18 protein-coding genes are annotated in these 19,667 nt (G+C 70.0%); 7 read left to right on the top strand and 11 right to left on the bottom strand.

From position 1 onward, the window contains the following. Positions 1-31 precede the first annotated feature (31 nt). Positions 32-808 (top strand): type I methionyl aminopeptidase, encoded by a 777-nt coding sequence (gene map, locus O1R50_RS13160; protein ID WP_270110521.1) that lies wholly within the window; start codon positions 32-34, stop codon positions 806-808. Positions 809-991: 183 nt separating this feature from the next. On the opposite strand, the gene O1R50_RS13155 is transcribed toward map, so the two are convergent. The 4 genes from O1R50_RS13155 to O1R50_RS13140 form a co-directional block, all read right to left on the bottom strand. Next, complete coding sequence (locus tag O1R50_RS13155; protein WP_270110520.1) at positions 992-1,621, bottom strand: GNAT family N-acetyltransferase; 630 nt, start codon at positions 1,619-1,621, stop codon at positions 992-994. 25 nt (positions 1,622-1,646) lie between these two features. Beyond that, a complete protein-coding gene (locus O1R50_RS13150; protein WP_344469270.1) occupies positions 1,647-2,885 on the bottom strand; it encodes a molybdopterin molybdotransferase MoeA in 1,239 nt (412 codons plus the stop codon). 54 nt (positions 2,886-2,939) lie between these two features. Beyond that, on the bottom strand, positions 2,940-3,830 hold the full coding sequence (locus O1R50_RS13145; RefSeq protein ID WP_270110519.1) for a UTP--glucose-1-phosphate uridylyltransferase: 891 nt from the start codon (positions 3,828-3,830) through the stop codon (positions 2,940-2,942). A 189-nt stretch (positions 3,831-4,019) separates the two neighbouring features. Next, a complete protein-coding gene (locus O1R50_RS13140) occupies positions 4,020-6,158 on the bottom strand; it encodes a diguanylate cyclase (RefSeq protein ID WP_270110518.1) in 2,139 nt (712 codons plus the stop codon). 158 nt (positions 6,159-6,316) lie between these two features. Between O1R50_RS13140 and O1R50_RS13135 the strand changes: the two genes are divergently transcribed. Both O1R50_RS13135 and O1R50_RS13130 read left to right on the top strand, forming a co-directional pair. After that, positions 6,317-6,919: a 5-formyltetrahydrofolate cyclo-ligase gene (locus tag O1R50_RS13135; protein ID WP_270110517.1), complete on the top strand. Its 603-nt coding sequence runs from the start codon at positions 6,317-6,319 to the stop codon at positions 6,917-6,919. 121 nt (positions 6,920-7,040) lie between these two features. Next, positions 7,041-7,352, top strand: a complete 312-nt coding sequence (locus O1R50_RS13130) for an FmdB family zinc ribbon protein (protein ID WP_270110516.1) — start codon at positions 7,041-7,043, stop codon at positions 7,350-7,352. Positions 7,353-7,439: 87 nt separating this feature from the next. Here the strand turns inward: O1R50_RS13130 and O1R50_RS13125 are convergent, their stop codons facing one another. The 5 genes from O1R50_RS13125 to O1R50_RS13105 all read right to left on the bottom strand — a co-directional run bounded on the left by O1R50_RS13125 (position 7,440) and on the right by O1R50_RS13105 (position 12,210). Next, positions 7,440-9,677 carry a transglycosylase domain-containing protein gene (locus O1R50_RS13125; RefSeq protein ID WP_270110515.1) on the bottom strand — a complete coding sequence of 746 codons (2,238 nt, stop codon included), beginning with the start codon at positions 9,675-9,677 and terminating at the stop codon, positions 7,440-7,442. 72 nt (positions 9,678-9,749) lie between these two features. Then, the gene (locus O1R50_RS13120) at positions 9,750-10,703 is read right to left on the bottom strand and encodes a complex I subunit 1/NuoH family protein (protein ID WP_270110513.1); all 954 of its coding nucleotides are present in this window, start codon (positions 10,701-10,703) and stop codon (positions 9,750-9,752) included. Further along, positions 10,693-11,331, bottom strand: a complete 639-nt coding sequence (locus tag O1R50_RS13115; RefSeq protein ID WP_270110512.1) for an NADH-quinone oxidoreductase subunit C — start codon at positions 11,329-11,331, stop codon at positions 10,693-10,695. Before O1R50_RS13115 ends, O1R50_RS13120 begins: the two co-directional genes overlap by 11 nt. Further along, the gene (locus O1R50_RS13110; RefSeq protein WP_270110511.1) at positions 11,324-11,851 is read right to left on the bottom strand and encodes an NADH-quinone oxidoreductase subunit B; all 528 of its coding nucleotides are present in this window, start codon (positions 11,849-11,851) and stop codon (positions 11,324-11,326) included. The genes O1R50_RS13115 and O1R50_RS13110 overlap by 8 nt, the downstream gene beginning before the upstream one ends. After that, on the bottom strand, positions 11,842-12,210 hold the full coding sequence (locus O1R50_RS13105; RefSeq protein WP_270110510.1) for an NADH-quinone oxidoreductase subunit A: 369 nt from the start codon (positions 12,208-12,210) through the stop codon (positions 11,842-11,844). Before O1R50_RS13105 ends, O1R50_RS13110 begins: the two co-directional genes overlap by 10 nt. Before the next feature lie 223 nt (positions 12,211-12,433). Between O1R50_RS13105 and O1R50_RS13100 the strand changes: the two genes are divergently transcribed. From O1R50_RS13100 to O1R50_RS13085, 4 genes are all read left to right on the top strand, one after another. Next, positions 12,434-13,291, top strand: coding sequence for an RNA polymerase sigma factor (locus tag O1R50_RS13100; RefSeq protein ID WP_270110509.1), 858 nt, complete (start codon positions 12,434-12,436; stop codon positions 13,289-13,291). Next, positions 13,288-14,208: a hypothetical protein gene (locus O1R50_RS13095; RefSeq protein ID WP_270110508.1), complete on the top strand. Its 921-nt coding sequence runs from the start codon at positions 13,288-13,290 to the stop codon at positions 14,206-14,208. The genes O1R50_RS13100 and O1R50_RS13095 overlap by 4 nt, the downstream gene beginning before the upstream one ends. A 328-nt stretch (positions 14,209-14,536) precedes the next feature. Beyond that, entirely contained in the window at positions 14,537-16,396 is a 1,860-nt protein-coding gene (locus tag O1R50_RS13090) for a 2-oxoacid:acceptor oxidoreductase subunit alpha (protein WP_270110507.1), read from the top strand. Then, the gene (locus O1R50_RS13085) at positions 16,389-17,408 is read left to right on the top strand and encodes a 2-oxoacid:ferredoxin oxidoreductase subunit beta (RefSeq protein ID WP_270110506.1); all 1,020 of its coding nucleotides are present in this window, start codon (positions 16,389-16,391) and stop codon (positions 17,406-17,408) included. The genes O1R50_RS13090 and O1R50_RS13085 overlap by 8 nt, the downstream gene beginning before the upstream one ends. 74 nt (positions 17,409-17,482) lie before the next feature. On the opposite strand, the gene O1R50_RS13080 is transcribed toward O1R50_RS13085, so the two are convergent. Continuing rightward, the gene (locus O1R50_RS13080) at positions 17,483-18,679 is read right to left on the bottom strand and encodes a hypothetical protein (protein WP_270110505.1); all 1,197 of its coding nucleotides are present in this window, start codon (positions 18,677-18,679) and stop codon (positions 17,483-17,485) included. A gap of 76 nt (positions 18,680-18,755) precedes the next feature. Further along, the gene (locus O1R50_RS13075; protein ID WP_408612688.1) at positions 18,756-19,496 is read right to left on the bottom strand and encodes an IclR family transcriptional regulator; all 741 of its coding nucleotides are present in this window, start codon (positions 19,494-19,496) and stop codon (positions 18,756-18,758) included. Between the last annotated feature and the right edge of the window lie 171 nt (positions 19,497-19,667).

Here is a 19,667-nt window from a genome sequence, read left to right as displayed (position 1 = left end):
ACACCGCTTAGCCGAGTTCCGAAGGGCCGCCATGATCGAGTACTACTCCCCCGCCGAGATCGAGGCGATGCGCCCGGCCGGACGCTTCGTGGCCGGCATCCTCTCCGAGCTGGAGCGGACCGCCGAGGTCGGCATGAACCTGCTCGAGCTCGACGACCTGGTCGCGCGGCGCATCAAGGAGGCCGGGGCGGTCTCCTGCTATGTGGACTACCACCCGTCGTTCGGCGGGAGCCCGTTCGGGAAGGTGCTGTGCACCTCGGTGAACGACGCGGTGCTGCACGGGCTGCCGTTCGACTACAAGCTCAAGGACGGCGACCTGGTGAGCTTCGACTTCGCGGCCGAAGTGGACGGCTGGGTCGCCGACTCGGCCCTGTCGATCGTGGTCGGGAACGCGAGCGAGCACGACCTGCACCTCATCGACACGACGGCACGCGCGCTCGAGGCGGGCATCGGGGCGGCGCGGGTCGGGAACAAGCTGGGCGACATCGGGCACGCGATCGCCACGGTGGCGCGCGGCGACGGCCTCAGCGTGAACACGCAGTTCGGCGGGCACGGGGTGGGCCGGACCATGCACGGCGACCCGCACGTGCCGAACGACGGACGGCCGGGCCGGGGCATGAAGTTGAAGCCGGGCCTGGTGATCGCGATCGAGCCGTGGTTCCTGCAGACCACCGACGAGATCGTCTACGACCCGGACGGATGGACCCTGCGCAGCGCCGACGGTTCGCGCGGCGCGCACATGGAGCACACGATCGCGATCACGGAGGACGGGCCGATCATCCTGACCGAAAGAGGCTCGGCATCCTGACGGCGCGGGGCTGGACGAGTGGTTCGGTTCCGGCGCCGAGCGGTATCGGCGGGCACCCCGGACACGCGATCCGCGGCTAGGGAAGGGACCCCGGTTTCAAAGCTGGGCCGGGGAACCTGAAGCGCAGCTGAAGTGTGGAGTTCCGCACCGAGCAGTGGCGTTTCACGCCGCCGGCGCTCCGCTTCAATGCTCGGCTTCGGTCCGGGCGAGGCGGGCCATGCGGTCGATCATGCGCTCGGTGGCGATCTCCTCGGCGGTGACGGCGTAACCGTAGTGGTCGCGCCAGTCGCCGTCGATGTAGAGGTAGCGCTTGTGCAGGCCCTCGCGGCGGAGGCCGAGCTTCTCGGCGACCCGGTTCGACGGGCCGTTCTCGGGCCGGATGTTGACCTCGATGCGGTGGAGGCGGCCGACGGTGAGCGCGTGGTCGATGACGAGCGCCAGCGCGGTCGCGGTGATGCCCTTCCCTGCGTGTCCGCGGTCGATCCAGTAGCCCGCGTACGCGGAGCCGAAGGCGCGCCGCACGATGTTGCCGACGGTGAGGCCGCCCGCGAGCTGGCCTTGCCAGCAGACGGCGAGGGGCCAGCTCGTGCCGTCCTTGATGGAGCGTTTGAGGCCGCGGAGCATGGCGCGGAACGCGGCGGGCGAGTGGGCTTCGTACCAGGTGGTGCCGGTGCCGGGTTCCCAAGGGGCGAGCCAGGCCTCGTTGGCGCGGCGCAGTTCGGACCAGCGCGCGGCGTCGGAGCGGCGGAAAGGGCGGACGCTGACGTCGCCGTGGTTCAGGTGCACGGGCCAACCGGGGTTGGAGAGGGTCATTCGTTGTCCAGCTGCGGATTGTGGGTCATCGGTTCCGGTCCAGGAGCAGCACGTCTACGGTCGATCCGGCGGGCACCCGGGTCGCGTTCTCGCCGATCGTCATGAGGCCTGTCGCCTCGGCGAGTCCGGAGAGCGTGTAGGACGTGGCTCCCAGCGGGGCGACGGTGTAGCCGCCGCCGCGCCTCTCGGCGACGCGGACGGGCCGGAATTCGCGCAGCCCGCTCGGTGAGGATACGGGCTCGGTCAGGTTGGCGCGCACGCTGGGCCGGAAAACGGGTTCGGCTCCGGCGAGGCGCTGGATGAGCGGTCGGGCGATGACCTCGAAGGCGATGGTGGCCGCGACGGGGTCGCCGGGGAGGCAGACGACGGGGACTTCCTCGGGGCCGATGGTGCCGAAGCCCATGGTCTCGCAGAGGTAGACGGCGACGGGGTTGAAGTCGACGGCGCCGTCGCGGGAGAAGGTGCGGCGGACCATGTCGCCGGGGCCGAGGCCGGTGCCGCCGGTGGTGATGACGAGGTCGGCGCGGAGGATCTGGTCGTCGAGGACGGAGCGGAGCGCGTCGGGCTCGTCGTCGCAGATGCCGACGCGGTACGCGTGCGCTCCGGCTTCGGAGGCGGCGGCGGTGACGAGGTGGGAGTTGACGTCGATGAGCTGGCCGGGCTGCGAGGGGCGGCCGGTGTCGACGAGTTCGTCGCCGGTGGCGATCACGACGACGCGGGGCGTGGGGCGGACGACGACGTCGGCGATGCCGGCGGCGGCGAGGAGCCCGATGAGGTTGGGGGTGACGCGGCGGCCCTCGTGGGCGAGGATCTCGCCTGAGGGCCGCTCGGATCCCATGCGGCGCACGCCGTGTCCGCGGCGCGGCACCTGGCGGACGTCGACGGTGGCCATGCCCTCGTCGGTCCAGGCGAGGGGCACGACCATGTCGGCGCCGACCGGGAGGGCCGCGCCGGCGGCCACGGAGAAGCAGGTGCCGGAGACGAGGCGCACCGGGCGCCAGGAGGAGGCGGCGAGGTCGCCGAGGACCTTGAGGCCGACACCGCGTTCGGGGCTGGCTCCGGCGATGTCGTCGCCGTTGCACGCGTAGCCGTCGATCGCGGCGTAGTCGAAGGCGGGGAGCGGGCCGGGGTTGACCGCGTTCTCGGCCAGGACCGACCCGGTCGACTGGGTCATGTCGATGTCGACCGGGGGCAGGGGTCGCACCAAGGCCAGCGCCTTCGCCAGGAAGTCGGCCAATGGTGTCGCCTCGCCGGTCCCCTTCACTCCTCATCCCCCCGTCGGTCAAGTTCCTCTCAGCGCCGCCTCGCGGTCGCCGGGTCAGTCAAGTGTCGCACTGAATTCGCGCAGCCAGGCGTTGAAGCCGGGCAAGTCGTCCCGCTGGCTTGCGAGCTCGACCAGGGTCTGGAGGTACGCGACGGGTTCGCCGGTGTCGTAGCGGCGGCCGCGGAAGACGACGGCGTGGACGGGGGTTCCATTGGCGCGCATGGCCTCCATGGCGTCGGTGAGTTGGATCTCGCCGCCGCTGCCGGGCTCGGTCTGCTCGAGCACGGGGAAGATCGATCCGGGGAGGACGTAGCGTCCGATGAGGATCAGGTTCGATGGCGCGTCTTCGATGGCGGGTTTCTCGACGAGGCCGGTGACTTCGACGATGTCGTCGGCGTCGGTGCCCCGGACGGCGGCGACGCCGTAGCGGCTCACCTGGTCGTCGGGGACCTCGATGAGGGCGAGGACGATGCCGCCGGTTTCGGACTGGAGGTCGATCATGCGCGGGAGGAGCTTGTCGTCGAGGTGGCACCACTCGTCGCCGAGGAGGACCGCGAAGGGCTCGTCGCCGACGTGGGAGGCGGCTCGGCCGACGGCGTGGCCGAGGCCCTTGGCGCCGCCTTGGCGGATGGCGGTCATCTCGGCGATGGTCTCGGGGGCCTTGACCTTGGCGAGCATCTCGTTCTTGCCCTTGGCTTTGAGGGCGTTGTCGAGGTCGGCGCGCGCGTCGAAGTAGTCGATCATGGCGTCTTTGCCGGGGGCGGTCACGAGGGTGACGTCGTCGGCGCCTGCGGCTGCGGCCTCCTCCACGATGTACTGGAGGACGGGCTTGTCGACGATCGGCAGGAGCTCCTTGGGAATGGCCTTGGTGACCGGCAGGAAGCGGGTGGCGAAACCTGCCGCGGGGATGACGGCTTTGGTGGCGCGGGGCGCGGTTGCTGACATATTGCGAGGGTAGCGTGCACACGCTGCGTCGGCGGTCAGCCACCCGGTCGAACAGCGGGTGAACGTTCGTGTCGGGTGGTCCGCGCTCGGGTCGTTCGGCGCAGGGTGCCGCTTGGCTTGGCGCCGACGGCGAGCCGAAGCGTTCGCCGCGGTGGCGGGTCGCCTTCGGATCGCTTGGGCCGCTCGCGGTCAGACCACCGCGACCCTCCAGGTGTCGCGGCCGGCGGCCTTGGCGGCGTAGAGGGCCTCGTCGGCGGCGGCGAGGACGCCGGTGGCCGTCTCGGCGTGCTCGCCGAGGACGGCGATGCCGATGGAGACGGTGATGTTGAGTTCGCGGCCGCCGGAGGCGTCGTTGACCTTGAATTTGCGGGCGTTGACGGCTTTGCCGAGGCGGTCGGCGACGACGGACGCGCCGGCCGCGTCGGTCTCGGGCAGCAGGACCATGAACTCCTCGCCGCCGTGGCGGAACGCGAGGTCGACTTCGCGGATCTGGCCGGTGATGCGGCGGGCGAGCTCGGAGAGGACCTGGTCGCCGACGGGGTGGCCGTAGGTGTCGTTGACGTCCTTGAAGCGGTCGAGGTCGATCGCGAGGAGCGCGGAGGGGCGCTGGTAGCGGCGGGAGCGCTCTGCCTCTCGGCGCAGGGAGGTCTGCATGAACCGGTAGTTCCAGAGTCCGGTGAGCGGGTCGGTGACGCTGAGGCGCTCGGCGTGGCGGTGCAGGAGCACGTTCTCGACCGCGACGGAGGCCTGCCCGGCGAAGGTCTTCAGGGTGTCGACGTCGCCCGGTTCGAAGTCGTCCCCGGCGATCCGGTTGTAGAGGACGAGCACGCCGAGGACCCCCGCGTCGGTGCGGGGCGCGCCGCCGTACTCGCCGTCGGCGGGGCGGGCGCGGTCGTGTTCGGCGGGATGGCTTCCGGTGCTGGGGTCTTGGTCTGCGGGATTGAGGCCGGTGCTGCGGTCTTGGTCTGCGGGCTGACGCCCGCTACTGCGCTCATGGTCAACGGGCTGACGCCCGCTACTGCGCTCATGGTCAACGGGCTGACGCCCGCTACTGCGCTCATGATCAACGGGCTGACGCCCGCTGAAAGGCACCGCGACGATCGTGTGCGCGTCGGGCTCGGTGTCGGCGCGGCGGCGGTCCCCGAAGTGGCCGTCGATGATCCGGCCGTGGGCGGGGACGCCCGCGGCGGCGATCGCGCCGATGATCCCTTCGCCGATGCGGATGGTCGCGGGCTCGGTGATGCCGAGGTCGCCTTCGCCGGCGCGTTCGCGGAGCTGGTCGGCGTCGTCCACGTCGACGAGCATGATGACCCCGGCTTCGGCTCCGGCCGTGACCATCGCCGTGTCGAGGATGACCTCCAGGATGCGGTCGAGGTCGAGGGTCGCGGTGAGGGTCTGGCCCAGGCGGCCGAGCTGGCCGCGCATCTGGTCGCGGGAGGCGGTGAGGGCGTTGACGTACGACTGGGTCTGGGCGGTCATGCGGTTGAACGCGAACGCGAGGTGCGCCACTTCGTCGCGGCCGTGCACCGGAACCCGCACGGTGAGGTCGCCCCGGGCGACGCGTTCGGCGGCGGCCGACAGCTCGGCCAGGGGTCTCGTCGTCGAGCGGGCGAGCCAGGAGGCGAGGCCGACCGCGCACAGGGCCGACGCGAAGACCATCGCGGCGAGCGTCCAGTACATGGGGGTGACGTCGGTGGCGACCGTGCCGATGCTCAAGGGCAGGAACGAATCCGTGAAGTCCCAGCGACCGGCGTCGGCGCTGCCGACCTCGATCGGGGTGGGGCGGGTGTCCTGGAGGATGAGGTCCGCGTCGGCGACGCGGGAGAGTCGCGCCAGGAACTCCTGGTCGACCTCGCGGAAGGCGCTGAACACGGCCGTAGAGCCGTCGGCGTTCTGGACCTCGGCCTGCGCGCCGAGCGCCACGATCGGCTCGGTGCCCGCGTAGGCGACGGTCTCCCCGCAGTCGACCCAGGAGCCGTCGGGGGCCTCGGCGCCGATGTCAATGCCGGGATCGGTGCTGACGGAGGCCAGGCTCGAGAAGACCACGCCGTCGACCACCTCCCGGTCGACCAGGAGTTGCGCCATTTCGACCGCGTTCTCCTGATCGCCGTTACGGTAGTTCAATGCCACCGCAGCGGCCGAAGCCTGAATGCGCTCGCAGATGGTGCCGAGCGTCGAGTCGACCATCGTCACCGCCGAGTCGGCCAGCGCTTCCCCGCGGGAGTCCGCCAGATGGGACATGACGGCAGCGACGAAGACGGCCCCCACCAGGACCGGCCCGAGCACGACGACGAGGAACGCCGTGGTGAGCCGTGAGCGCAGCGACACCGAATCCCCCTCAAGTTCACTACTTAGAAGACTACCTAGAGCTACCGACTCGACACGACATGGCAGGCATGTGTAAACGGGACTAACCGAATGGGTGAGTAGAGGTGTCCGTTCAGTGGAATCCTCCCAGGCACCGGTCATCGAAGGAAGGAAACGGCATGCAAGAGGCGAAGACTGCGGCCCGTCGCCAGCTGCTCGCGGCGCGGAACGCGATGCCCGGGGAGCAGCGCGGATACGCCGATCTGGCTACATGGAAGGCCTTGCGGGACTTCCTTATCGAAGTCGTGGACGAAGGGGCCGTCGTGGCGGCGTACCGGCCGTTCGGATCGGAACCGGGCGCGGCACTCGAACCCGAACTGCCCGAACGGCTTGCGGTGGTCTACAAGGTCCTCGAACCGGTCCTCCTGCCGGACAAGGACCTCGCCTGGCGGGAGGTCGGAGGCCCTGGGGGGCAAGAGGAACCGGACGCGAACTCGCGGGGCGGCGACGGCCCGAACCCGGGCGGGGAGGTGCTCGGACCGGAGGGGATCGAGCAGGCGGCGGCGGTCATCGTCCCCGGCCTCGCCGTCTCGGATGATGGGATCAGACTCGGCAGGGGCGGCGGTTCGTACGACCGGGCGCTGGCCCGGGTGGGCCCGGACGTGCCGGTGGTGGCGCTGCTGCGCGACGGCGAGTTGGGCTACATGGTCCCGGCCGAGCCGCACGATCAGCCGGTGACGGGTGCGATCACCCCGGCCAGGGGGTTCGTCTCGTTGAGATAGGCCACACCCCTCGTCTCGGCGGGCTTGTGAGCTGTCGATCGTCTCGGGATGGGATTAGCACTCTTCAGCGTTGACTGCTAATGTCGATCGGGATCTGTGTTGACTGCTGGAGGTCTGGGACGTGCCTGTCTACGAATACCGCTGCAAGGAGTGCGGTTACGAGTTCGACAAACACCAGTCGTTCTCTGAAGCGCGCCTGTCCGACTGCCCGAGCTGCGAGGCCAAGGGCGCGCTGCGGAAGGTCTTCGGAAACGTCGGGGTCACCTTCAAGGGAAGCGGCTTCTACCGCACCGACTCCAGGTCCACCGACTCCAGCTCCCTCAGCTCGAACGGCTCCAAGAACGGGTCGAAGAAGAGCGAGGGCAAGAGCGAGGCGAAGCCCGCCGCCACCGCCGCGAAGTCCGATTCCGGCAGCGCCGCGAAGGCCGCCTGAGCCTCGGACGCCTGAAGCCCCGCGAGGCTCGCTCGCGGACCATGAACATGCAGTGCCCGGCCGCTCGGCGGCCGGGCACTCGTTCGTTCAGTCGCCGCCGCCCCCGAGCCACCCGAGGTCCGTCTCCTCCTCGCTCGGGGACGCGGACTCCTCGGTGACCGGTGACTCGGTCGCCTGGCCGGGTTCCTCCTCCGACTCGGTGCCGTCCTGACTCTCCTCGGGGGCGACCGGTTCGTCCTCGGGCGGCCACTGCTCCGCTTCTGCTTCCTCTTCCTTGGCCTGCTGCTCCTCCAGGAGGGCCGCTTCCTGTTCGGGGTCCCAGCGGTACTTGTCGGGGCGGCCCTGCATAACCTGCCACCAGATGCGCTCGGCGACGGTGCCCTCGTGGGAGGAGCCGTCGCCCTCCTTCTTCTCGTCCCCGGCCCAGACCGCGAGCGAGAGGCCCGTGGAGAAGCCGGTGTGCCAGGTCGAGGAGGCGTTCACGGCGACGTCGAAGTCGCCGCGGTCGTTGGGATCCGCGAAGATGCCCGCTTCGGCGGTGTTCGAGTACATGGGGGCGGTGGCTTCGGCGGCGGCACCAGGGTCGAACGCGCCCTCCTCGACCTGGGGATCGGCTTTGTAGAGCCTGCCGTCGGCGCCATTGACGTGGTCGACGAAATAGGGCTCGGCCACGGTCCCGACCGCGGCGAGGGTCCCGTGCATGACAGCGGCGTCGAGGGTGGTGATCGGGTAGGCGCCGATGCCGATGTCGGGGTGGAACTCGGCGTTCCCGCCCGGGTCGATCTCGGCGGCCACGCCGTGCTCGTCGACGTCGTGCGGGTCCCACATGCGGTCGATGCCGAGACCGGCGGCGGTCTGCGCGATGGCGTTGCCGCCTAGAGCCTCCGAGATGTCGTAGACGGGCGTGTCGAGTTTCTGGGCCACCGCGTCGGCCAGGCTGACCTCGTGGTCCTGGGCGCCGCCGATGTTGACGAGGTCGATCGGTTCGCCGTGCTCGTCGAGGTAGGTCTCGAACTGCCGGGGCGAGGAGCCGTCGAGGTCGGGCGACCAGGGGTCGATGCCGGATTCCACCGCGGCGGCGAGGACCACGGTGTTGAACGAGGTGCCGGGCCGGTGGCCGACGTCGGCGGCGAGGTCGAGGCCGGCGCCGTTCTCGCCGCCGTAGTAGGCGAGGACGCGGCCGGTGCCGGGTTCGAGGGCGGTGAGCGCGGCGGCCATGTTCTCGTCCTCGGCGGCGACCTCGCGGATGCCGGTCTGCTCGACGGCGAGTTCCTGCAGGTCGGCGTCGAGGGTGGTCACGATCTCGAATCCGCCGCGCAGCACCTCCTCGGTGCCGATCCCGGCGGCGGCGAGCTCCTGGAGCACGAAGCCGTTGGTGATGAAGCCTTCCGGGCCGAGGCCCTCGGGGTCGTTCGTCGGGTCGAGGGTCTCGGGGAGCTCGGTGATCGCGTCGCGCTTGACCTGCTCGAGCCTGCCGGTGGCGACCATCTGGTCGAGCACGTACTCCCAGCGCTCGGTCGCCTCCTCGACGTTGCCGCCCTTGCCGTAGGGGTCGCGCGGGTCGTAGGGGCCGTCCGGGGACTTGATCTGGGCGACGAGCAGCGCGGACTGGGAGGTGGAGAGCTCGGCGGCCGAGCGGCCGAAGAAGGCCTGGGCGGCGGCCTCGGCTCCGTACGCGCCGCGTCCGAAGTAGACGATGTTGAGGTAGTGGTTGAGGATCTCGTCCTTCGTGAACTCCTCCTCCATCTTCATCGCCATGGCCGCCTCGCGGGCCTTGCGGAAGTAGGAGCCGTCGCCGCGGATGTCGGCCACGAGGCCCACGTACTGCTGGGTGAGCGTGGAGGCGCCCTGCTGGTCGCCGCCTTTGACGTTGTTGACGATGGCGCGGAGCACGCCTTTGGCGTCGACCCCGGGATGCTCGTAGAAGTTGGCGTCCTCGGCCGCGACCACCGCGTTCTCGAGGTCGTCGGCGATCTCGTCGAGGTCGACGGAGGTGCGCTGCTCGGCGGCGAGCTCGCCCATGACGGTGGTGCCGTCGCTGTAGTAGACGGTGGAGCCCTGGCTGAGGTCGTCGTCGAGGGACTCGGGGAGGTCGACGGTGGCGTAGAAGACCGACCCGACCACGGAGACCGAGGTGGCGAGGACCAGGACCGCGAGTCCGAGCGCGGCGATCTTGCGCTTCTTGCGGCGGTGCTTCGGCTTCGACCGAGGGGGCCGCTCGCCGGGGGGTTCACCGGGAGCGGCCTTGGGCCGTCTCCTGAAGGGCCGCAAGTTGATCGTGCGGCCGGGATCTTCGGTCTCGGTAACGTCTCGACCTGATTCCATAATGAGGAATACGCCCGAAACTCGCCAATCGGTTGCGCCGCTACTAAGGACGCCTAATGGGACAGATGTGACTCAGATGGCCAATGCGACGGATGTGGTCAGCACGAGTTGCGCGAGCGCGATCGGCACCAGCGCCTTCCAGCAGAGGGCCTGGATCTGGTCGACCCGCAGGCGCGGCCAGGCCACGCGGAGCCAGATGACGACCGCCGCGAGCGCCCCGGTCTTGAGGAGCGTCCACAGCCAGCCGAGCGATTCGGGGCCGGGGCCCTTCCAGCCGCCGAGGAAGAGCACGGTGGTGAGGGCCGAGATGACGACGATGCCCACGTACTCGGCGAGGAGCAGCAGTGCGAAGCGAAGCCCGGCGTACTCGGTGAGGTAGCCGAAGACGAGCTCGGAGTCCGCGACGGGCGCGTCGAACGGCGGGCGGCGGATCTCGGCGAGCCCGGCCGTGAAGAACACGAGCGCGGCCGGGGCCTGCCACAGCAGCCACCAGGGGTTCCAGGCCTCGATGATCTCGGGGAGGCTGAGCGTTCCGGCCGCCACGGCGACGGACGCGGCGGAGAGCACCAGCGGCAGTTCGTAGGCCATGAGCTGCGCGGCCCCGCGCAGAGCGCCCACCAGCGTGTACTTGTTCGCCGAGGACCACCCGGCCATGAGGACCGCGAGCACGCCGACGCCGACGAGCGCGACGACGATGAACAGGCCCATGTCGAGGTTCGATCCGACGAGGTCGCCGGGGCCGAGCGGGATGAAGAGGATGACCAGCAGGTACGGCAGAAGCGCGACGGCGGGCGCGAGCTTGAAGACCGGCTTGTCCGCGGCGTCGGGGACGAGGTCCTCCTTCTGCGCGAACTTGACGCCGTCGGCGATGAGCTGGGCCCAGCCGTGGAAGCGCCCGGCGTGCATCGGGCCGAGGCGGCCCTGCATGTGGGCCATGAGCTTGTGCTCGGTCTGGCCGACCAGCAAGGGCAGCACCAGGAACGCGGCGAGCACGGCGGCGAGCTTGACCGCGGCCTCAAGAAGCATCGGGCCGCCCCTCCGGTGGCGCTTGCGAGCCGTCACTCGGCGCGGTGCGGGGGTCGGGTTCGATCCAGTCCTCGGGGACCCCCGGCGGGCGTTTGGGGGCTCGTTTGCGGACGGTGCCGTGCCCTTCGCCGGGTTCCTTCGCGCCCGGCCAGGGCTTGACGACGCGGGAGGCGAGGATGAAGTCCTTGCGGAGCGGGTGGCCCTCGAACTCGGGGGCGAGGAGGAGCGGTTGCAGGTCGGGGTGGCCGGGGAAGTCGACGCCGAACATCTCGTGGGTCTCGCGCTCGTGCCAGTCCGCGCCGGGATAGAGGTCGACCACCGAGGCGACGGCCCCTTCGGTGAGGAGGGCGCGCAGGAGCACGCCGCGGCGTTCGCTCACCGACCAGAGGTGGGCGATGACGCGGAAGCGGATCGGGCCGGGCGGTCCGTCCTCGGTCTCGGGTTCGGCCGGGCCCTCGTCCACGGCCGAGAGCCAGTCGAAGAAGTCGCAGCCGACCTCGTCGCGGCAGGCGCGCACGGCCTCGTGCCAGTCCTTGGGGTCGACGTCGACGACGGAGCGGGGACCGTCGGCGCCGATTGCGTCGACGTGGAGGGCGGCGCGGACGCGCTCCTCCCAGAAATCAGGCATCGGGCCTCCTCACGGGCGCGCGCAGGCTCGGTCTACGGAGCGGCTCGGCGGCGATCTTCTTCTGGAGTTCGCCGATGCCGTAGAGGAGGGCCTCCGGGCGGGGCGGGCAGCCGGGGATGTAGACGTCGACGGGGATGATCTGGTCGACCCCTTTGGTGACGCAGTACGAGTCCCAATAGGGCCCACCGGAATTGGAGCAGGCGCCGAAGGAGATCACGTACTTCGGCTCGGGCATCTGCTCGTAGAGGCGCTTGATCGCGGGTGCCATCTTGTCCGTCACGGTGCCCGAGACGACCATGAGGTCCGCTTGGCGCGGCGAATGCGCGAAGGGGATGACGCCGAGGCGCATGAAGTCGTGGCGGCTCATCGAGGCGGCGATGAATTCGATGGCGCAGCAGGCGAGTCCGAAGTTGAAGACCCACAGGGAATAGCGGCGGCCCCAGTTCAGGACGAACCGGATCGGGTCGCCGACATTGCTGGCTTCCTTTGGGCGGGAAGGGAACGGGAGATTCACCGCCATCGCAGTACCCCTTTCCTCCAGGCGTAGGCGAGGCCGAGCGCGAGCACGCCCACGAAGACGCCCATCTCGACCGCGGCGGCGGGGCCGAAGGCCCGGAACACCGCCGCCCACGGGAACAGGAACACCGCTTCGACCGCGAAGAGCACGAACAGGAACGCGTAGACGTAGTACCGGATCTGGACCTGCGCCCAGTCCTTCCCGACGGGGTCCACGCCGCATTCGTAGGTCTGGCCCTTCTCCTTTGAAGGCGCGCTCGGGCGCAGGAGGCGGTTGGCGGTCATCGCGGCGGCGACGAACGCGAATCCGGCGAGCAGGAGCACCCCGAATACGGCGTAATCACTCAACCGGGTCGTGTGCATAAGGACACCTTAATGCCGCACAGCGCCCCGCGATACCCGTGCGCGCGGCCGAATCGACGCGTTTCCGGGCCGATTCCGGGGAACTTCGGCGCACCGGGCGCAACCGCCCGGCACGCAGGGGCGTGTTGTTGTACGAAGAGGATTCACTCCGAACGCGGCGAAGTCCCCCAATGCGGGACCGAGCGCGCGTACGCACAGGTAACAGGAAAAGGGATCACCGCACATGACCGCCGCCGGCGCACCGACGCTGACCCGGGGCCGTGCCGAGTCGGGCACGATGCTGCTCGACCGGCCCGTGGACTTCGGCGACGTCTTCGACGTCCCGGCCGGTCCGGTCGTTGAGAGGATTGTCGACATAACGACCCCGCCTCGCATCTCCGCCTTCGCGAACGCGACAATAGTTGCCGCCGGGCACGAAGGCGATGACCCGGAAGATTCCCTTGTCCCACCTACCTGCGCTGGAGCGGATGTGCGAACGGAGGCGGAGTTCACCGACCTCTACGAGAAGCATTTCTCGGAGCTCGCGGCCCAGGTCTGCGCCTACCTCGGCGACGCCACCGAAGCCCAGGACCTCGTGCAGGAGGCGTTCCTGCGGGCGTGGCAGCGATGGGACAAGGTCGGCGCCTACGAGGAGCCGGTCGCGTGGGTGCGCCGCGTCGCGTGGAACCTCGCCACGAGTCGGCACCGCCGCAACCAGGTGGCGCGCAAGTTCCTCCAGAAGTCCTCCGCGCCGGAGCTGTCTCCGGCCGCGAGCCCCGACCACGTCGCGCTCGTCGCCGCACTGAAGCTGGTGCCCGCCAAACGGCGCCAGGCGCTCGTCATGCACTACATGGCCGACATGACGGTGAACGCGATCGCGGCGGCGACCGGCGCGAAAGAGGGCACCGTCAAGTCCTGGCTGCACCGCGGGCGCAAGGAGCTCGCCGCGCTGCTCACCGATGAAGCCGCCGACGCGAAACCGGCCAAGGCCGTGAAGACCGCCGAGGCCGACCCCGACACCATGCCGATCCGCATCAAGCGCGCCATCCCCGGTGCCCGATCCGCGAACCGCCGAGCTTCCGTGAAGGAGGACCGCTCATGACCGTCGACCCTGAGAACGACAAGGTCGCAGCGGCGTTCGCGAGCTTGAAGGCGGACGCCTCCGCGCAGTTCCCGCCGCCGCCGGTCAACGAGCTGCTCGGGCGCGCCCCGGCCGCGCAGCGCCGCCGCCGGCTCGTGTCGCTGGCCGCGATCGCGGGCGCGTGCACCGCTGTGACCGCGGGCGGTTTCGCCGTGGCCCAGACCATCGGCCCGATCGCGTTCGGCCCGGAGCCCTCCGGCACCGAGAACACCTCGGCCGAGGTCTCGACCTCGGACGACTCGCCGAGCTACAGCCTCGGCGACCCGGTGAGCCCGCACTCCTCCGGCGGCGAGGACCCGACCGAAGAGGTCACGATCCCCGCCGAGACGACGCTGGTCATCACCGACCCCGGCGCCATGGGCGAGGCCTGCGGGGCCGGGGCCTTCGGCCTGCAGGAGGACTGGACGTTCGCCGACGAGACGGCCTGGACGATCGCGTTCGACGCCGAAGCGGGCGTCGGGCCGGTGCGCGGCGACGTGAACGGCGACGGCGACGGCGACGTGACGGCCGTGCTCGAATGCCGGCAGGACCCCTCCGACGCCGTGTACTTCGCGGGCGTCGCCTCGTTCGCCTGGAACGAGGACGGCACCGCGCTCGAGCAGCTCGGCTGGGTGTGGGAGCCGTACTCGATCGAGGGCACCGTCTCGCTGGTGTCGGTCGCGGAAGGCGTCGTCACCGTCGACGCGAGCGACGCGAACTCCCCCGAGTACACCGGCGAGTTCAAGTACGTGTGGGACCCCGAGACCGAGGCGTTCGCCCGTGTCGTGGAGGACGAGACCACCGAGCCGACGCCCACCGAGAGCACCAGCAGCCCGGCCCCGGCCGAGACGCCGACGGCGGACCCGTCCGCCGAGACGACGGCCTCCAGCGGGTCCTGATAGGAGACACGAACCGGGGTCGGATTGCCGACTCCGGCGTGTCGTCCGACGCGTTCGGCGTCCACGATCCGGGACGGCGGTCGGCCGTGAAAGCGGTCTGAGGAAAGCCGAAACAAGAGGTCCAGGTCACTGCGGACCCCGGCTCGTCTCAGCATGTGAGTCAGATCGCGCAAAGTGGTGTCGCCTACATCGCGCCCGCGTCGCAGGGTTGGCACCGCGACGTGACGCCCGCGTAGCATCGCAAGTAGCAGACACGGCGGAGCCCCCGCTCCCCGATCCGAAACGCCGCAGTCCTTGCGTGCCCCAGAACTCGCATGAGGAGATCTAGGTGAATACCGTCCGGCAGCTCGACCGGGTCGTCATCCGCTTCGCAGGGGACTCCGGCGACGGGATGCAGCTCACGGGTGACCGCTTCACTGCGGAGACCGCCAAACTCGGCAACGACCTGTCGACCCTCCCCAACTACCCCGCCGAGATCCGGGCCCCCGCCGGCACCCTCCCCGGCGTGTCGAGCTTCCAGATCCACTTCGCGGACACCGACATCCTCACGCCGGGCGACCAGCCCGAGGTGCTCATCGCGATGAACCCCGCGGCGCTCAAGGCGAACCTGCGCGACCTCAAGCCGGGCGGCACCATCGTCGTCAACACCGACGAGTTCACCAAGCGCAACCTCACCAAGGTCGGCTACGACGCGAACCCGCTCGAAGACGACACGCTCGAGGACTACCAGGTGCACGCCGTGGCCCTCGCGTCCCTCACCATCGAGGCGCTCAAGGACTTCGACGTCTCGAAGAAGGACGCCGAGCGCTCGAAGAACATGTTCGCGCTCGGGCTCGTCTCATGGATGTACTCGCGCCCGACCGAGGCCACCGAAGAGTTCCTGCGCGGCAAGTTCAAGGCCAAGCCCACGATCGCGGAGGCGAACATCGCCGCGCTCAAGGCCGGGTGGAACTACGGCGACACCACCGAGGCGTTCGCCGTGCGCTTCGAGATCCCGCCGGCCAAGCTCAACGCCGGCACCTACCGCAACATCACCGGCAACCAGGCCCTGGCCTGGGGCATCACCGCCGCCGGTGTCGCGAGCGGCCTCCCGGTGTTCCTCGGCGCGTACCCGATCACCCCGGCCAGCGACATCCTGCACGAGCTCTCGAAGCACAAGCGCTTCGGCGTGACCACCGTGCAGGCCGAAGACGAGATCGCGGCCGTCGGCGCGGCCCTCGGCGCCTCGTGGGGCGGGGCGCTCGGCGTCACCACCTCCTCGGGCCCGGGCATCGCGCTCAAGTCGGAGACCATCTCGCTCGCCGTCTCCCTGGAGCTGCCGCTCCTGGTCGTCGACGTGCAGCGCGCCGGGCCCTCGACGGGCCTGCCGACCAAGACCGAGCAGGCCGACCTCGTGATGGCCATGTTCGGCCGCCACGGCGAGGCCCCGATCGCGGTCCTCGCACCGCAGTCCCCTTCGGACTGCTACGACATCATGCTCGAAGCCGCGCGCATCGCGCTCCACTACCGGACCCCGGTCATGGTCCTCTCGGACGGCTACATCGCCAACGGCGCCGAGCCGTGGCGCCTCCCCGAGACCGCCGAGCTGCCCGACATCTCCGTCGAGTTCGCGACCGAGCCGAACGGCGTCGACAAGGCCGGCGAGCCGGTCTTCCTGCCGTACCAGCGCGACCCCGAGACGCTCGCGCGCCCGTGGGCCGTCCCCGGCACGCCCGGCCTCCAGCACCGCATCGGCGGCATCGAGAAGGCCGACAAGACCGGTGACATCTCGTACGACCCGGAGAACCACGACTTCATGGTGCGCACCCGCGCGGCGAAGATCGCCGGCGTCGACGTGCCGGACCTGGAACTGGACGACCCGCATTCAGGCGAGGCGACCACGCTCGTGCTCGGCTGGGGCTCCACTTGGGGCCCGATCGGCGCGGCCGTGCGCGGCCTGCGGGACAAGGGCGTCCCGATCGCCCGCGCGCACCTGCGCTACCTCAACCCGATGCCGAAGAACACGGCCGAGGTCCTCGCGCGCTACGACCGCGTCGTCGTGCCCGAGATGAACCTGGGGCAGCTCACGATGCTGCTGCGCCACAACTTCCCCGGCACGGACGTGGTCGGCTACAACAAGGTGCGCGGGCTGCCGTTCACCTCCAACGAACTGCAGGACGCCCTGGAGGAGGTCATCAAGAATGGCTGACGTCAAGCTCGACGCCCCCAAGCTGAAGGCCAAGGACTTCAAGTCGAGCCAGGAGGTGCGCTGGTGCCCCGGCTGCGGCGACTACGCCATCCTGGCCGCCGTCCAGTCCTTCCTGCCCGAGCTGGGCCTCGAACGCGAGAAGATCGCGTTCATCTCCGGCATCGGCTGCTCCTCGCGGTTCCCGTACTACCTCAACACGTACGGGCTGCACTCGATCCACGGCCGCGCCCCGGCCATCGCCACGGGCCTGGCGGTCTCCCGCCCGGACCTGTCGGTGTGGGTCGTCACCGGCGACGGCGACGCCCTGTCGATCGGCGGCAACCACCTCATCCACGCGCTGCGCCGCAACGTGAACCTGAAGATCCTGCTGTTCAACAACCGGATCTACGGCCTCACCAAGGGCCAGTACTCCCCCACCTCCGGGCCGGGCACGCTCACCAAGTCGAGCCCGATGGGCTCGGTCGACTCGCCGTTCAACCCGCTGTCGCTGGCGCTGGGCTCCGAGGCCACGTTCGTGGCCCGCACCCTCGACTCCGACCGGGCGCACCTGCAGGAAGTCCTGCGGGCCGCGGCCGAGCACGAGGGCAGCGCGTTCGTCGAGATCTACCAGAACTGCCCGATCTTCAACGACGGCGCGTTCGAGGTCCTGAAGAACCCGGAGACCCGCGACGAGTCGATCATCCGGCTCCAGGACGGCGAGCCGATCGCCTTCGGCGACAAGGTCGTCGTGCAGTCCGGTTACGGACTCCAGGTCAAGGACGCCTCCGAAGTGGACGAGGCCGACGTGGTCGTGCACAAGGCCGACGTCGACGACCCGGCCTACGCGTTCGCGCTGTCGCGGCTCTCGGGCATCGCGCTCGACCACACCCCGATCGGCGTGTTCCGCAACGTCAAGCGGCCCACGTACGACGCGGGCGTGCGCACCCAGGTCGACGAGGCCGCGACGGGCGTCGACCGCAAGGAGGCCCTCGAGCGGCTCCTGCACTCGGGCGACACCTGGACCGTGCTCTAGAACCGCAACGACGAGCGGGCCGGGCCTTTCGAGGTCCGGCCCGCTGTCGTTGGGGTCGCTTCGGGTTGCGCCGCTTAGCTTTGGAGCGCTTCCTGGGCCTTGGTCAGGATCGCGCGGACCCCCTCCTGCCAGGCGTACGTCGCGGTCTCGATCGACACGTAGAACGCCTCCTGGGAGTCGGCCCACGCCTGCTCGGCGGTCTCCCGGAAGCCGGTCTCGTCCCCGCATTCGGCGAGCTCGACGGCGAACGCGATCTCGAAGGCCTTCTTGCCTTCGAAATCGGTCGGGGCGTCATCGGGCAGGTTCGGGTGGTCGTGGACGTCGGCCGTGCCCTCGTAGAGCTCGTAGAAGTAGTCGCTGATCGGCAGCGAGCCCTCCTCGTCGAACTCCCAGCCGTGGAGTCCGTGCTCGGCGAGGCAGTCGACCAGTTCGACCTGGACCGGGGCGATCGCCTCGTCGTACATGATCTGGGAGTCCTCCGCGTTCGCGAAGTCGTCGACGGGGTTCACGGGGCGGTAGTGCCAGTACGCGCCGCGGACCTTGCTGCCTTCGGGGTCCTCGACCAGTCGCAGGTCGTCGTAGAGCGCGTCGATCATCTCGCGCAGGCATCCGCCCGGTTCGGGCTGCACGTAGGCGAATTCGTCGCCGGTGTAGATCTCGTCGTCGTCGCTCGCCACTTCGCCCTCCTCGCCGATCAGGTAGCCGTGCTCGTCCAGCGCGGCCGCCTCGCCCTGGTAGGCCACGTACCAGTCGTACTGCTCCTGGGGGTCGAGGGCCTCGAATGCGCTGTTGTCGGGCATGCCGGCGCCCTCCGGGCCTTCCCCCGTCAGGCCGGACTCGAGCTCGTAGCCCTTGTAGTCCGCGTATTCGTCGACCTCATCGGGGTCGGCGCCTTCGGCGTGCATCCACGCGCCGAGACCGTACTTGGAGGCCTCCTCGACAGACGGAAGCCAGCTCCCCCAGTCGTCGGCGCCGTACAGTTCGTCCTGCTCTTCGGGTTCGGAGATCCAGAACTGCCACTGGTCGTGGACGGTGAACCCGCCGTCCTCCAAGCAGGCCTGGACGATCCGGCCTTCCGCGGACTCCAGTTCGTACAGCAGCCGGTTGCTCTCGTTGACCATGTCGACCAGCCGCGGCGCTTCGAACTCCGCGCTCTCGCCATCGGAGGCGGCGTCCCCGCCGCCGCCTTTCGCGTCGTCCGAGCAGGCGGCAGCGGCCGCCAGGGCCAGTGCGGCGACGAGGGCGCCTGCGGCCCGGGTCTTGCGTAGCATCGATCCGCGTTCCTCTCAGGTGAAGTCGAAGCGTCTTCGACTCCCTGAGTACGCGTGCCTTCCCAGGCGGGGTTGTCTACAGGAGCGGTTCGAGTTCGGCGGCGGCGTCGCGCAGGCGCTGCGTGAGGATCGGCCAGGAGGTGCGGATCTCCTCGAGCGGGAGGGCGACGGCGAAGACGATGCGCTCGTTCGGCGAAGCCCCTTCGCGGACGACGACGCCCGCGCATCCGACGCCTTCGCGGAACTGGCCCATCTCGGCGTACACCCCGGACTCGCCGTAGACGGCGAGGTCGTATTCGAGGGCGTCCGGTTCGATGAGGGTGCGGCGGGTGAACGGGCGCATCCCGGCGGTCTTGAGGAAGCGTGCCCGGTCGTGCGGCTGGAGGGTGGCGAGGAGCGCTTTGCCGAGCGCGGTGGCGTGGGCGCCGTCGTCGAAGCCGACGATGAGCTCTTCCACGTGCGGGCTGCGGTGGCCTTCGATGACGTCGGTGACGGCCGGGCGGCCTTCCACGAAGCGGGCGATGAACGTCGAGTAGCCGGTCTCGGTCGACATGCGGCGCATGAACTCGCCGCAGGTGCGCGGCCCGGCCATGGCGCGGGTGAGCTCGGAGTAGCGGTCGGAGACCTCGAGGCCGAGCGTGTACCGGCCGTTCTCGTCGCGGCGCAGATAGTTCTCGTAGACGAGCGTGCGCAGCAGGTTGTAGGCGGTGGCCCGGTTGAGGCCGCACTCGAAGGCGATGCGCGGGGCGGTGACACCGCCGGGATGGTTGCCCACGAGCTCCATGATGCGCAGTGCCCTCTGGACGCTCTGGATCATCTTGGTCGGCTCGCTCGGCGAGCTCGGGAAGGCGCTCGCCGCCGAGGCGCCCTTGGCGGGCTTGTGGTCCGGGGGCGCGGGCCGGTTCCTGGACGCCCGCTGCCTGGGCGCGCTCTTGTAGTTCGGGACGCCGCTCTGCGGTTCGTCCCCTGGTCGCCGCTGCTCCACCAT

The sequence above is a fragment of the Glycomyces luteolus genome (assembly GCF_027622875.1).
Classification (GTDB): domain Bacteria; phylum Actinomycetota; class Actinomycetes; order Mycobacteriales; family Micromonosporaceae; genus Glycomyces; species Glycomyces luteolus.
This window is presented reverse-complemented; position numbering and strand designations above follow the sequence as displayed.